The sequence below is a fragment of the Mycobacterium sp. SM3041 genome, assembly GCF_039668335.1.
Classification (GTDB): Bacteria; Actinomycetota; Actinomycetes; order Mycobacteriales; family Mycobacteriaceae; genus Mycobacterium.
Map to the genome: position 1 here is coordinate 193133 of NZ_JAYXBQ010000044.1, position 12603 is coordinate 205735.

The window sequence follows — 12603 nt, forward strand, 5'->3', positions numbered from 1 at the left end:
ACCACGCCCGGATGACGATGACTGTTGGGGATTACCTGCTCGAGCGGCTGAGGCAGTGGCATGTCCGTCATGTATTCGCCTATCCGGGCGACGGCATCAACGGCATCGTCACCGCATTCGGCCGCAGTGACGATGCGCCACAATTCATTCAGACCCGCCACGAAGAGATGGCGGCGTTCTGTGCCACCGGATACGCCAAATTCGGTGGTGGGCTCGGTGTCTGTATGGCGACATCGGGACCGGGCGCCATCCACCTGTTGAACGGGCTGTACGACGCCAAGCTCGACCGCGTTCCGGTGGTGGCGATCGTGGGTCAGACGGCGCGCAGCGCGATGGGTGGTAGTTATCAGCAGGAAGTCGACCTGCACAGTCTCTTCAAGGATGTCGCCAGTGACTACCTGGTCGAGGTGAATGTCGCCAATCAGTTGCCCAACGCGCTCGACCGGGCGATCCGCATCGCGCTGGCCCGGCGGGCGCCGACGGCCCTGGTGATCCCGTCGGATTTACAGGAGCAGCCGTACGAGCCTCCGCAACACGAGTTCAAACAGGTGCCGTCGAGTGATCCGGAGTATGTGCCGCCGGCGGTGTATCCACAGAACGAACAGGTCCGCAAGGCTGCCGGTGTGCTCAATGCCGGTGAGCGCGTGGCGATTCTGGTCGGCCAGGGTGCCCGTCGCGCCGCCGACGAGGTGCGCGAACTGGCGGACAAGACCGGCGCCGGGGTCGCCAAGGCGCTGTTGGGCAAGGATGTGCTGTCCGACGATCTGCCGTACGTCACCGGGTCCATCGGGCTGCTCGGGTCGCGACCGAGCTACGAGATGATGCGCGACTGCGACACCCTGCTGATCGTCGGATCGAATTTTCCCTACAGCCAGTTCCTGCCGAAATTCGGTCAGGCCCGAGCGATTCAGATCGACATCGACGGAACCGCCATCGGCATGCGCTACCCGACCGAGGTGAACATCGTCGCCGACGCGAGTGCCGCGCTCGGTGCGCTCCTGCCGCTGGTGGAGCCGAAGACCGACCGGAAATGGCGAGATACCATCGAGCACAACGTGTCTCGCTGGTGGGACACCGTCGAGCGCCAGTGCATGTTGTCGGCCCGCCCGGTGAATCCGATGCGGATCGCGTGGGAGCTTTCGCAGCGGATACCGGACGACGCCATCGTGACGGCAGACTCCGGTTCGTCCACCAACTGGTATGCGCGGTGCCTGAAGCTGCGCGGGGAGATGCGAGGTTCGCTGTCGGGCACGCTCGCCACCATGGGATGCGGGGTGCCGTACGCGATCGGTGCGAAGTTCGCGCATCCGGACCGTCCCGCCGTCGCGCTCGTCGGCGACGGCGCGATGCAGATGAACGGCATGGCCGAGTTGTTGACCATCAAGCGCTACGCGGAGCAATGGTCCGACCCGCGCCTGGTGGTGTGTGTCTTCCACAATGGCGACCTCAATCAGGTCACCTGGGAGCTGCGGGCAATGGGCGGAGCGCCCAAGTTCGTGCCGTCACAATCGCTACCGGACGTTTCGTATGCCGAGATCGCCTGTGCCATGGGGCTGGATGGCATCGCGGTCGACGACCCCGACCGTCTGGGCGAGGCCTGGGATCGGGCGCTGGGTGCCGATCGCCCCGTCGTGCTGGACGTCAGGTGCGACCCGGAAGTGCCGCCGATCCCTCCGCACGCGACCTACGAACAGATCAAAGACCTGACCGCCGCGGTGCTCAAGGGTGACCCCAACGGCTGGCACCTGGTGTATCAGGGGATGAAGACCAAAGCACAGGAGTACATCGCCCGTTCCGGTGGTGGCGGCGGGTAGCCCCGTGTACTGTGAGAAGCACGACGCTGTTACAGCGTGGCCGCTTAGCCAAAAGCGGCGATGGTCGAGGGTACTGCAGCTCGGCGCGTGAATCCGGTCCAGAGCGGGGCCTCCATTCTCAGGATTCGCCGACTGCGGGCGGGCTCGACTTCGGCAGATTGCCGTTCCGCCGTCAAGGCGGAAGCCAGCACGTCGCGGACCAATTTTCTATGCCGTCAATCGGTGGTGTCGTGCGTGCTGTCACACCCTGGAAGGGGTGCTGCATGTCAGTTTCTGTGTTGGAAAATGACTTTCGTGAAGTGAGTGAGCCGGTAGAAGCCGGCGCAGAGCCCGATCAAAGTCCTGACGAATACGCGGATGTCGTCGCGATGGTCGTGATGCTCCGTCAATTACCGCCCGACTCGGCCGCCTATGCCCGTCAACTCGAACGCATCGTGCTGCGGTGCTGCCCGCTGGCCGACCGGGTGGCACGCCACTTCGACCGCCGCGGCGAGAACCTCGAAGACCTGATGCAGGTGGCCCGGGTGGGGTTGCTGCAGGCCGTCAACCGTTTCGATCCCGCGCGGGGATCACGATTCGTGGCGTTCGCCCTGCCGACGATGATGGGAGAGCTGCGCCGGTATTTCCGGGACTATGGCTGGAAAGTCCACGTACCCAGGAGAATTCGCGATCGCCAGCACGATATTGCCTGTGCCACTGCGTATTTGACCAACGACTTGAGGCGGGCGCCGAGCATCGAGGAGCTCGCCGAGGAGCTGGAGATCGACCGTGACCAGGTTGTCGAGAGCATCGTGGCAGCCAAGGCGTATCAACCCCAGTCGCTGGACGTCAACGTAGTCGACGACGACTCGCGGGCCCAGGCGCTCGGTGACTCCCTTGGTGAGATGGATGCCGGATTCGACCGAGTGACGGATCGGGAATCGGTGCGGTCCCTGCTGGCGGCGCTGCCTCGACGCGAGCAGAAAGTGCTCTATCTCCGGTACTTCGGTGCCATGACGCAGCGGCAGATCGCCGACTCGATCGGCGTTTCCCAGATGCATGTGTCACGGATACTGGACCGCACCCTGCGCGATCTGCGCGCTCAAGTGGGTTGCGCCTGATCGACGCCGGCCTTTCGGCCATCGGCGGCAGACCGGTTCTGCCGCCGATGGCTGGTGTCGCACCACGGATATGTCTTGCTGCGTTGACAGCAGCAGATCGCGACCATGAATCTGTCAGAGCAGACCCGGGTCCCGTCTTCGAGTTCGACCTGGACCGGCCCCTGGATCAGCATCGGGCCGCGGGGCACGATGCGCACGGTTCTGCGCGCGGGACTCATGGCTTCACCGCCTTGATCACAACCAGTTCCTCGGTACGCCGTCCGGGTGTCAGCCGACCGGAGTCCTCCAACCACCGTGCGCGAGCGCTCATCACGGGCCCGAATGGGATGGTCCGGCGCGCGACCACGTCAGCCTGAAGGCCGCCGCCTCGCAAGGCGGCGACGCTGCTCGCGACATCGGCGAACTCGGAGTGGACGATGAGCAGTGCGCCGCCGCGCCTGAGCAGCGCGGGCGCCGCGGCGCAGAGTGGATCCAGGATGAGCCGGCCGTCGGGGCCGGCATTGAAGGATGTCGGCGGACCACCGGCGCCCACGATCACCGGTTCGCTCGCAGGCTCGGGCACATATGGCGGGTTGCACAGCACCAGGTCGAATGGCTCGAGCCCAAGTGCCGCCGACCAGGAACCGAGCCGCGCATCGATGCGGCAACCGGCGAGCCGTGCATTGGCGCGGGCCGCCGCGATGGCGGCTTGCGACGTATCGAGGGCGACGACGCTGTGCGCTCCGGCACCGGAGGCAGCAATCGCTGCCACCCCGCTGCCGGTACACAGGTCCGCGACGCGCATGCCCGCCGGGTGGCAGCAGCGGTGCATGGTTTCGATCAACAATCGCGAATCATGTTGCGGCAGATAGACGTTTGCGCACTCAGGCGAGATTTCGGAGCTCAGCATTCGGGCTTCCTCTCTGGATCCAACCTCTCCGATATAACCGGGATGCGGCATGGGCAAACGCGTCAATTCGGTAACGCCGCATGACCTGGGCGGTTTTGAGGCGGGCGGAAACGGGTAACACCCGTCAATGCCGGGTCACGGTGACAGCCAGCGGGCGGTGATCCGAGAGTTCCACCTCCGGGGTGGCATGTCGGAGCACGGCCAGCTGCCGGTCGTCAGTGAGAAGGTGGTCGAGCTGTTGGGCCGGTGCCTCAGCCGGAAACGTGTTGGCACAGGCCAGCGAACGCATGCCCGACCAGCGCTCGGCTGGTTCCGCCGCCATGTTCAGGTCGCCGGCGATGATGTGTGGTCCGGGCAGCGCGCGGACTGTGCGGGCCAGCTGCCGCAGTTGATGCCGATTCCAGCCGGGTACGAACGACAAGTGGGTCCCGGCGATCGTCATGGCGCCCAACGGCGTCTCGAGCCGTGCGAGCACGGCGGCGCGGGGCTCCTCGTGCACGATCATGACCCTGCCGGGCACCGGCAGATACATCGGAAAGCGGGTCGGTATCCGGGGCAGCCGCAGCACCTGCCAGCTGGTCGCCGGATACCGCGAGAGCAGAGAGATGCCGTACGCCGCCGATTCGGGATGTTCCTCACCGGTGGCGGCGATCCAGGTGGCGCCGGGCGTTCCCGTGATGGCGGCGACGAACCGGTGGGAGACGGCTTTCATGACCTCAGCTGCGATGGCGGTCAGATCCGCCCGGCCGGAACGCGTTTGGTCGAAATCCACCTCCTGCAGCGCCAGGATGTCCGGGTCGAGGATGCTGATGCTGCGACGAAGCCGGTCGAGATGGACTCCGTCGCCGACGGTGCGGCCGTGCAGGATGTTGAAGGTCGCGAGGCGCATCGAAGTCATGATGACTCGGTACCCCCGAACGCCGACTTTGATTGCGCGGTGCGTCATGTGTCCTGAGCGCACCCAGCTGAGAAACGCACTGCGCGCCGCGGCAAGTGCCTTCAAGGCGAACGGCCAGAGTTTCGCCCTTGCCGGCAGCTACGCACTGTGGGTCCACGGCGCGCCGGAACCCGACCACGATGTCGACTTCGTCGTGCCCGAGCCGGACACCGAGGCGGCGGTGAAGATATTGGGCCAGAACGGATTCGACATCGAGCGACCACCAGAAGATTGGCTGTTCAAAGCGTACTTCGAGGGCGTGCTCGTCGATGTTCTGCACCGACTCAACGGCGTGCCTGTGGACGCCGCTCTTCTCACCGGGGCCGTGGATCGCGAGGTACTGGCCATCTCGATGCCGGTCCTGACGCCCGATGCGGTGATCACCCAGAAGCTGCTGACGCTCAACGAACATCACTGTGACTTCGCTCCGCTGCTGCCGGCGGTGCGCGCGGTCCGTGAGCAACTCGACTGGCCGCGAATCCGGGAACTGGCGGCCGGAAACGACTTCGCCATGGCCTTTCTCGAGCTGGCGGCCCGACTTCGGCTCGACCGGTAAGCACCGGTCGCGGGTTCTTTTTCTTGCGCGTTAGTTTGCCATCACGCACCCATGGGTACTTCTTTCCATGAGACCAGAGAGGTCTGTCTAGGAGGAGCCATGTTGCGAGGAAGCGTGGGCGTCATCGTGGTGGTCTGGCTGTTGATCGGGGTGCTGGCGGCCTGGCAACGCGACTATTTCCGCGGCGGCGACACGAGCTGCGGCTCGGCAGGGCGTATCGCGCTGACCGTGGTCGCCGGGCCGTTGAACTACGCCGGGGTCAATCCGAAGGTGGTCGATTGCCGACTGCCGCAACCGAGTGCCATGCGGTGAACCGCATCTGAGAAAAGGAATCGATCATCATGATTGCTTTGGGAGTAGTCCTGCTCATCCTGGGCTTCGTCTTCAACGTGTATCTGCTGTGGGTCCTGGGCATCGTGCTCGTCGTGGTGGGCGCGATCTTCTGGCTCCTCGGGGCAGCCGGTCATGCCGTCGCCGGACGCCGGTACTGGTATTGACGTGACAAGAGGGGCGAAAGCCCGGGCCTCAGGCCCGGGCTTTCGCCTTCTTCGCGGTAGTGACTGCGGTGTCGGCCAATTCAGCCGCACGCGCACTGGCTTTCCGGTACGCGGATTCCGCGTAGGGAGCGGCCTTTTCCAAGCCGTCTCCCACGGTGTCGGCCAACTCCGAGGCGCGGGCGCTGGCTTTCCGGTAGGCAGATTCCGCATACGGGGCAGCCTTCTCGAGCCCGCCTTCCAGCTTCTCGAGCGCGACGCCGGCGAGCTCACGGCCGTGCTCGAAGCCGGTTTGGACGCCGTGGCCCAGCTTTTCGCCCACTTCCGGCATGCGGGCGAGGGCAACTTCCGTCCTGGACGGCACTGTCGACGAGAGGGCCTCGGCCGCCCGTTTCGCGGCGCGCCGGCCCCGCCATCCCAGCGACGGCTTTCCGGCGGTATCCGCGGAGGCGAGGATCAGACCGCCGAGCAGGCTCAGGTCGGCCAGGAAGCCCCGGCGTTTGGCGGCTTTCGCCTCGGGATCGTCCTCGGCCCAGAACATGTGGTTACCGAGGTTTGCGGGAATCACCGTGGCCGCGAGAACTGCCGAGGCCACGCGCGGAATGCGTCCGGTGGCCAGCAACAGCCCGCCGGCGACCTGAGCGGCCGCGGTCGCCTGCGCCACGGCGACGGCGTTGGAGGGCACATTGCGTGCGACGGGTTCCGGCATGTCCTTCAGTCCGTCGAGCGCCGGCTGTACGGCCTGGGCGCCGGAGTCGGTGTTCAACAGGGTTTCGACGCCCTGTCCGATGAACGCGGTGGCCAGAAGTGGACGGGCGATCCTACGAATGATCATGGGGCAGGGATTTCCCGTGCGGGACCGGCCCAAACATCATCCCGGCATCGTCTCGCCGCCGAGGGGCGCCAGCACTTCACCGCTGTAGTACGACGACAGTTGGTCGGCGGCGAAGAAGACGTACGACGGCGCGATCTCGTCCGGCTGGGCCGGCCGCCCCAGCGGTGCGTGGGCACCGAATGACTCGACCTTCTCCTGCGGCATGGTGGCCGGGATGAGCGGCGTCCAGACCGGCCCGGGGGCAACACAGTTCACGCGGATGCGGCGTTTGGCCAGTGATTGGGCCAGCGCGTAGGTGAACGCGATGACGGCTCCCTTGGTGGCCGAGTAGTCGATCAGCGACGCATTGCCCCGTAGCCCGTTCACCGACGCGGTGTTGATGATCGCGGCGCCGTCCGGGAGATGCGCCAGGGCGGACTTGGTCACCTGGAAGTAACTGTCGATGTTCACGGAGAACGTCCGCCGCCACTGCTCATCGGTGATGTCGGTGACATCGTCTGTGGGTGCCTGATATGCGGCATTGTTGACGACGATGTCCAGCCCGCCGAGCTCGGCGAGGGTGCGCGCCACCACCTCTCGGCAATGGGCGGGCTCGCCGAGATCACCGGGGAACAGGGCGCACGTCCGTCCGGCCGCGCCCACGATGCTCGCGGTGTGCGTCGCGTCGTCGTGCTCCTCGAGGTAGGCGATGGCGATGTCCGCACCCTCCTTGGCGAACGCCGCCGCCACCGCGCGCCCGATACCGGAGTCGCCGCCGGTGATGAGGGCCCGGCGCCCTTTCAGGAGCCCGCGGCCGACGTACTGGCGCATCTCGTCATGCGGCTGTTCTGCCATGTCGGCGGTGTGCCCGGGATAGGGGATCGGTGTGTTCATCTCAGGCATCGCGTCCGAAATCGTCCTCGTCGGCATCAATTTCGACGTCCGCGGTCTGCTCCAACCAATCGTGTGCGGCGGCCTCCGGCGGCGGGTTGTCGCGGCCGGTGACCGCGGCCTCGTCGTCGAGGACCGGTTCTTGGACGTCACGCGACTGCTCGACGGCGTCTGCGTCGGGGACTGCGTCCGGGAACTGTTCTGGTGTCATGTCAGAGCGGATACCCGTCCCACGCGCCGGAAAACACTTCGGGTGTTTAAGTGCCGAACCCTCGGGTACCTCGGCCCGCATGACAGCAGACCGCGAGCGATCGGTGCTGGTGTGGCATGTGCACGGCGCCTGGATGGAGTCGTTCGTGGCCGGCCCGCACCGCTACCTCGTGCCTGTTGGGGCGGCGGCACCCGACCGTGACGCGCGTGGCTTGTGTGGCCGGAGTTGGCCACGAGCACAAGAGATTCCGCTCTCGGAACTGGCTGCTGCCGATGTCGACCTGGTGGTGTTGCAGCGGCCCGGGGAACTGGACGAAGCGCAACGGTGGCTGCGGCGGCGTCCCGGAGTCGACGTGCCGGCCGTCTACGTCGAGCACAACGCGCCGCGCCCGAACGCGGTGGACAGTGTGCATCCGCTCGCCGACCGGCGGGACATCCCGCTGATCCATGTCACCGAATTCAACAGGCTGATGTGGGACAACGGAATTGCACCGACCAAGGTCATCGATCACGGCATCGCCGATCCCGGCCCGCTCTACACCGGTGACATCGCCGGGGCCGCGGCCATGATCAACGAGCCGCTACGCAGATGGCGCACGGTGGGCGCCGACCTGCTCGGCGAGCTGTCGCGAGCTGTCCCGATCGAGGTGTGGGGGATCGACACCAAGGAACTCAACCGCCGGCAGGCCGACCCGCGAGATCGATTGCGGGGCAAGGGCGATATCCTCGCGCCCGAGCTGTGGCGTCGAGTCGCACGCCGCCGCGTGTATCTGCATACCGCGCGATGGACATCCCTGGGACTGTCGTTGGTCGAGGCGATGTACCTCGGCATGCCGATCGTGGCGGTCGCCTCGACGATGGCGCCGCTGGTGGTGCCGTCCCGCGCGGGTGTCGTCGGCGCCGACGTGAAGGTCCTGTCGCGAGGCCTGCTGGACTTCGTGAACGATCCCGCCGCGGCAGCGCTGGCGGGCAAGGCGGCCCGCGAGTTCGCTGCCGAGCACTTCGCACTTGACCGGTTCCTGGCCGACTGGAACCGCGTGATCGATGACGTCTGCCACTGACCGGAAGAGGGAACGATGAGAATTGCCATGGTCTCCGAGCACGCCAATCCGCTTGCGGCACTTGGCGGGGCCGACGCGGGCGGGCAGAACGTCCACGTGGCGGCGTTGTCGGCGGCGCTCAGTCGACATGGGCACCGGGTGGACGTGTACACCCGTCGGGACGATCCCGACGTGCCGGAGCGCGTCATCGCGCCGGAGGGGTACACGGTGGTGCATGTGCCCGCCGGCCCGGCGCGCCCGGTCCCCAAGGACGACCTGTTGCCGTACATGGGGCAGTTCGGCAGTTATCTGCACGACGAGTGGGCGCAGACCCGTCCCGACGTCACGCATGCCCACTTCTGGATGTCCGGCGTTGCCACGCAGTTGGCGGCGAAAAAACTGAATCTGCCTGCCCTGCAGACGTTCCACGCGCTGGGTGTGGTCAAGCGGAGGTACCAGAAGGACCAGGACACCAGTCCGCGGGAGCGGCTCACGCTGGAGAAGCTGGTGGCCAGGGAAGCCACCTGGGTGGCGGCGACGTGCACCGATGAAGTTTTCGAGCTGATGCGTCTGGGCCGCGAGCGGTCCCGGATCTCGGTGGTGCCGTGCGGCGTCGACCTCAAGTTGTTCCGTCCCGACGGGCGGGCCGCCGCCCGTAAGGCGCGCCCACGCATCGTCAGCGTCGGCCGGTTCGTGCAGCGCAAGGGATTCGACGTCATGATCCGTGCGCTGCAGTGGATACCCGATGCCGAACTCGTCATCGTCGGTGGTCCCGACAAGGCGGCGTTGCGTGCCGACAGCGAGGCACAGCGGCTACTGGCGCTGGCCCGCGAGCTCGGCGTCGCGAAGCGGGTGCGGCTGTGCGGGTCGGTGGAGCGTGCCGATATGCCCGCCGTGCTGCGTTCGGCAGATGTTGTCGCGTGCACCCCGTGGTACGAGCCGTTCGGGATCGTCCCGCTGGAGGCGATGGCCTGTTCGTGTGCGTGCCGACACCGAGCGGTGCCGATGGCGCCGCCGATCTGAGCGCGGTGTGGTCGGCCGTCACCGAACTGCGGCGGGTCCTGTCGCCGGGCAGCGTGATCGCCGTCAAATCGACGGTGCCGGTCGGTACCACCCGGGACATCGCCACCGCGGTGCGCGACAAGGGGATCCACGTGGTGTCCAACCCGGAGTTCCTGCGTGAGAGCCATGCGGTGGCCGATGCCCGCGAGCCGGACCGGGTCCTCATCGGCGCCACGGATGACACCGCCGCCGACCGGGTCGGTGCCCTGTACGGGGCGACTGCCGATTCGGTGCTCCGGATGGCGCCGGAAAGCGCAGAGCTTGCCAAGTACGCCAGCAATGCCTTTCTGGCGGTGAAGCTCTCGTACGTCAACTCGCTGGCTGCGCTGTGCGCCGAAGTCGGCGCGGACATCACCGACGTCACCCGCTGCATGGGCGCCGACGCCCGCATCGGTGGGCAGTTCCTACAGCCCGGACCCGGCTGGGGCGGTTCCTGCCTGCCCAAAGACAGTGCCGCGCTGTTGTATACGTCGCGGCGGCACGGCGTGGCGCTGCGCGAGGTGGCCGCCTCGCGCGACACCAACGCGGCGCAGGCCCCGCGGCTAGTGCGGGCGTTGTCGGCTGCCATGGCCGAACCCGTCGCATCGGCGCGCATCACGGCGCTGGGCCTGACCTTCAAGGCCGGTACCCCCGACGTCCGGGACTCACCGGCGCTGACCATCGCGGCATCGCTCGCGCAGCACGGCGCGGAGGTCCGCGGATACGATCCGCAGCTGGCGGGGATCGACCCGAAACTATTGCGCGACAACGGGGTCACCGCGGTCGACGATGTCTACACCGCGGCCAAGGGCGCCGACGCGCTCGTCGTACTGACGGAATGGCCGGTGTTCCGGGACCTGGACTGGCCGCGCATCGCGCAACACGCACCCGATGCTGTCGTGATCGACACCCGGAACGTGCTCGACCCGCGGACGGTGACCGCCGCCGGTCTGCGCTACCTGGGCAACGGGAGGAGCCCAGGTTTCTGAATCAGCTCGTCGGCGGCGTCCGCGGCGCACCGGGGTGCGTTTCGAGGTAGTCGAGTTCACGGCGCCGGATGCGGCGGTGCCGCGCGTAGAGCCAGGCGCCGCCCCCCACGGCCAGCACTGCCGCGATCGCCAGGGCCACTCCACCGGTGTCCGCTCGGCCGTCGGCGAAGAAGTACAAGCTCACGACCAAGGTCGCCACCGCCAGGCCGACCGCCACCAGGCCCGGGGCGTTCGTGCCGTCCTTGAAGGTTTCGCCGGCATGCGGCCGGGTGGTGCGAGCATGGTCGACGGGGTCTTTCATGGGATGCCTCCTGGGGATTAGTCCTCGACGTTCTAATGCCCGGTACCGGGCGGTTCTACACCCGCGGTGCGGTGACCCGCACCGATTTGAGCTCGGGATCGGCGGGGTCCGGCAGGTACATGCCCGCGGCGATGCCGGTCCGCAGGTAGTCCAGGACCTCGGCATTGATCAGTTCGCCGGGGACGACGGCCGGTATACCGGGCGGATAGGGCGTGATCTGTTCGGCCGAGACGCGTCCGGCCGCCATCTCGACGGGCACCGTCTCCACCGGGCCGAAGAACGCGTCCCTCGGTGACTGGATCGTCTCCAGCTGCAGGTCTTCGGGCGCCGGCAGGTTGACGTGCGGCGGTGGTTCGAAATCCGCAGCGGCCGTGGGCAACTGGCGCAGCGCCACGACCAGTGGCCGGATCGTCTCACGGTCGTCGGCCATCGACAGCGTGATCAGGATTCGGCGGTGATCCGCCAAGCCGACGTCGATGTGGTGTTGTTTCCGCAACCACTGCTGGGCCTGGTAACCCGACATGCCGGTGGCCGATACGTCGACCAGAACCTGGAGCCGGTCCAGGTCATGGGACGCCTCGACGCCGAGCAGTTCGTCCTCGAGAACATGCAGGCCGTCGATGTGTTCGAGATCGCGGCGTAGCTCGTCGGACAGCCGGAGCGCGGCACTGAGCAGTCGATGCCCGTCCTCGACCATCTGTCGCCGCCAGCCGTCCATCGCCGCGTACATGGGCACGCTGGGACTGGTGGTCGTCAGCAGGTCGGCGCAGGCGGCAAGCCTGCGGTCGTCGATCAGGTCGCCCTGCACGTGAAACACCGAGCCCTGCTCGAATCCGGCACCCATCTTGTGCACGCTGACCACACAGATGTCGGCGCCGGCATCCATTGCCCATGTGGGCAGGTCCTCGTGGAACGGCAGGTGCGCGCCCCAGGCTTCGTCGACGATCAGCGGTTTGCCCTCCGCGTGACAGACCTCTGCGATGCCCGCGAGGTCGGCACAGGTGCCGTACGGGGACGGGCTGACGATCAGTGCGCCGGCGGCGTCGGGGTACCGCTTCCAGCCGTCGGCGACGTCCTGCGGCGACGGCGGGTGGGACAGGTGCCGTTCGGCATCCCAGCGCGGGCTGATCCAGCGGGGGAGCACCCCGGAGAACACCAGGCCCGCAACGATCGATTTGTGGCTGTCGCGGCCCACCAGCAGGCTGCCGTCGCCGCCGGCCACCGCCATCATGGCGGCCTTCACGGACAACGAGCTGCCGCATGTCGAGAACCACGCCATGTCGGCGCCCACGGCGGCCGCCATCAGGTCCTCGGCGTGCCGCAGATACCCATTCGAGTTGCGGTGATCGTCCAAGCCGCCGCTGGCCAGCACGTCATTCCAAAACGGCTGCGCGCCCAGGGCATCCAGTACGCGGGCATCGGTGCCACGCCCCTGCCGATGGCCGGGAGGGGTGAAGCCGTACTCGCCGATCGAGCGATAGCGGACAAGCGCATCGAGCAGGGGTGTCTCAGACTGATTCATGATGT

General features: G+C 67.0%; 15 protein-coding genes and 1 pseudogene. 8 read left to right on the forward strand and 8 right to left on the reverse strand.

The features are described from left to right. The first annotated feature begins 11 nt into the window (after positions 1 to 11). Positions 12 to 1814, forward strand: coding sequence for a thiamine pyrophosphate-requiring protein (locus VXD91_RS13135; RefSeq protein ID WP_346415583.1), 1803 nt, complete (start codon positions 12 to 14; stop codon positions 1812 to 1814). Between the two features lie 368 nt (positions 1815 to 2182). After that, positions 2183 to 2914 (forward strand): SigB/SigF/SigG family RNA polymerase sigma factor, encoded by a 732-nt coding sequence (locus tag VXD91_RS13140; RefSeq protein WP_346415692.1) that lies wholly within the window; start codon positions 2183 to 2185, stop codon positions 2912 to 2914. Here VXD91_RS13140 and VXD91_RS13145 read toward each other — a convergent pair. The 3 genes from VXD91_RS13145 to VXD91_RS13155 form a co-directional block, all read right to left on the reverse strand. Beyond that, complete coding sequence (locus VXD91_RS13145) at positions 2896 to 3132, reverse strand: CDGSH iron-sulfur domain-containing protein (protein ID WP_318984482.1); 237 nt, start codon at positions 3130 to 3132, stop codon at positions 2896 to 2898. The two genes, VXD91_RS13140 and VXD91_RS13145, sit on opposite strands and share 19 nt — an antisense overlap. Then, positions 3129 to 3803, reverse strand: coding sequence for a methyltransferase (locus VXD91_RS13150; RefSeq protein ID WP_346415584.1), 675 nt, complete (start codon positions 3801 to 3803; stop codon positions 3129 to 3131). Before VXD91_RS13150 ends, VXD91_RS13145 begins: the two co-directional genes overlap by 4 nt. Before the next feature lie 124 nt (positions 3804 to 3927). After that, complete coding sequence (locus tag VXD91_RS13155; RefSeq protein ID WP_346415693.1) at positions 3928 to 4692, reverse strand: endonuclease/exonuclease/phosphatase family protein; 765 nt, start codon at positions 4690 to 4692, stop codon at positions 3928 to 3930. A 55-nt stretch (positions 4693 to 4747) separates the two neighbouring features. Here VXD91_RS13155 and VXD91_RS13160 point away from each other — a divergent pair, with 55 nt between their 5' ends. The 3 genes from VXD91_RS13160 to VXD91_RS13170 all read left to right on the forward strand — a co-directional run bounded on the left by VXD91_RS13160 (position 4748) and on the right by VXD91_RS13170 (position 5793). After that, positions 4748 to 5296, forward strand: coding sequence for a hypothetical protein (locus VXD91_RS13160; RefSeq protein ID WP_346415585.1), 549 nt, complete (start codon positions 4748 to 4750; stop codon positions 5294 to 5296). Between the two features lie 102 nt (positions 5297 to 5398). Further along, complete coding sequence (locus VXD91_RS13165) at positions 5399 to 5608, forward strand: hypothetical protein (RefSeq protein WP_029105289.1); 210 nt, start codon at positions 5399 to 5401, stop codon at positions 5606 to 5608. Between the two features lie 29 nt (positions 5609 to 5637). Beyond that, positions 5638 to 5793: a DUF6131 family protein gene (locus VXD91_RS13170; protein WP_165605920.1), complete on the forward strand. Its 156-nt coding sequence runs from the start codon at positions 5638 to 5640 to the stop codon at positions 5791 to 5793. Between the two features lie 28 nt (positions 5794 to 5821). Here the strand turns inward: VXD91_RS13170 and VXD91_RS13175 are convergent, their stop codons facing one another. From VXD91_RS13175 to VXD91_RS13185, 3 genes are read right to left on the reverse strand one after another with little or no spacing between them, the layout of a single operon-like run. Then, positions 5822 to 6625, reverse strand: a complete 804-nt coding sequence (locus VXD91_RS13175) for a DoxX family protein (protein WP_346415586.1) — start codon at positions 6623 to 6625, stop codon at positions 5822 to 5824. Between the two features lie 36 nt (positions 6626 to 6661). Further along, positions 6662 to 7507, reverse strand: coding sequence for an SDR family oxidoreductase (locus VXD91_RS13180; protein ID WP_346415588.1), 846 nt, complete (start codon positions 7505 to 7507; stop codon positions 6662 to 6664). Beyond that, on the reverse strand, positions 7500 to 7706 hold the full coding sequence (locus VXD91_RS13185; protein WP_318984487.1) for a hypothetical protein: 207 nt from the start codon (positions 7704 to 7706) through the stop codon (positions 7500 to 7502). Before VXD91_RS13185 ends, VXD91_RS13180 begins: the two co-directional genes overlap by 8 nt. Positions 7707 to 7785: 79 nt before the next feature. Here VXD91_RS13185 and VXD91_RS13190 point away from each other — a divergent pair, with 79 nt between their 5' ends. From VXD91_RS13190 to VXD91_RS13200, 3 genes and pseudogenes are all read left to right on the forward strand, one after another. Continuing rightward, positions 7786 to 8766 (forward strand): glycosyltransferase, encoded by a 981-nt coding sequence (locus tag VXD91_RS13190; protein ID WP_346415589.1) that lies wholly within the window; start codon positions 7786 to 7788, stop codon positions 8764 to 8766. 15 nt (positions 8767 to 8781) lie between these two features. Beyond that, positions 8782 to 9720 (forward strand): annotated as a pseudogene (locus tag VXD91_RS13195) (glycosyltransferase); the annotation flags it as partial. A gap of 8 nt (positions 9721 to 9728) precedes the next feature. After that, positions 9729 to 10775 (forward strand): nucleotide sugar dehydrogenase, encoded by a 1047-nt coding sequence (locus VXD91_RS13200; protein ID WP_346415590.1) that lies wholly within the window; start codon positions 9729 to 9731, stop codon positions 10773 to 10775. Between the two features lies 1 nt (position 10776). On the opposite strand, the gene VXD91_RS13205 is transcribed toward VXD91_RS13200, so the two are convergent. Both VXD91_RS13205 and VXD91_RS13210 read right to left on the reverse strand, forming a co-directional pair. Further along, complete coding sequence (locus tag VXD91_RS13205) at positions 10777 to 11076, reverse strand: hypothetical protein (RefSeq protein ID WP_318984500.1); 300 nt, start codon at positions 11074 to 11076, stop codon at positions 10777 to 10779. 55 nt (positions 11077 to 11131) lie between these two features. Further along, positions 11132 to 12598, reverse strand: coding sequence for an ornithine decarboxylase (locus tag VXD91_RS13210; RefSeq protein ID WP_318984501.1), 1467 nt, complete (start codon positions 12596 to 12598; stop codon positions 11132 to 11134). Between the last annotated feature and the right edge of the window lie 5 nt (positions 12599 to 12603).

Coding starts and splice junctions, on each gene's coding strand:
- VXD91_RS13205 (WP_318984500.1), bottom strand. CDS start 11,076: ATGAAAGACCCCGTCGACCATGCTCGCACCACCCGGCCGCATGCCGGC.
- VXD91_RS13140 (WP_346415692.1), top strand. CDS start 2,183: ATGGTCGTGATGCTCCGTCAATTACCGCCCGACTCGGCCGCCTATGCC.
- VXD91_RS13160 (WP_346415585.1), top strand. CDS start 4,748: ATGTGTCCTGAGCGCACCCAGCTGAGAAACGCACTGCGCGCCGCGGCA.
- VXD91_RS13185 (WP_318984487.1), bottom strand. CDS start 7,706: ATGACACCAGAACAGTTCCCGGACGCAGTCCCCGACGCAGACGCCGTC.
- VXD91_RS13135 (WP_346415583.1), top strand. CDS start 12: ATGACGATGACTGTTGGGGATTACCTGCTCGAGCGGCTGAGGCAGTGG.
- VXD91_RS13145 (WP_318984482.1), bottom strand. CDS start 3,132: ATGAGTCCCGCGCGCAGAACCGTGCGCATCGTGCCCCGCGGCCCGATG.
- VXD91_RS13180 (WP_346415588.1), bottom strand. CDS start 7,507: ATGCCTGAGATGAACACACCGATCCCCTATCCCGGGCACACCGCCGAC.
- VXD91_RS13190 (WP_346415589.1), top strand. CDS start 7,786: ATGACAGCAGACCGCGAGCGATCGGTGCTGGTGTGGCATGTGCACGGC.
- VXD91_RS13175 (WP_346415586.1), bottom strand. CDS start 6,625: ATGATCATTCGTAGGATCGCCCGTCCACTTCTGGCCACCGCGTTCATC.
- VXD91_RS13155 (WP_346415693.1), bottom strand. CDS start 4,692: ATGCGCCTCGCGACCTTCAACATCCTGCACGGCCGCACCGTCGGCGAC.
- VXD91_RS13210 (WP_318984501.1), bottom strand. CDS start 12,598: ATGAATCAGTCTGAGACACCCCTGCTCGATGCGCTTGTCCGCTATCGC.
- VXD91_RS13150 (WP_346415584.1), bottom strand. CDS start 3,803: ATGCTGAGCTCCGAAATCTCGCCTGAGTGCGCAAACGTCTATCTGCCG.
- VXD91_RS13170 (WP_165605920.1), top strand. CDS start 5,638: ATGATTGCTTTGGGAGTAGTCCTGCTCATCCTGGGCTTCGTCTTCAAC.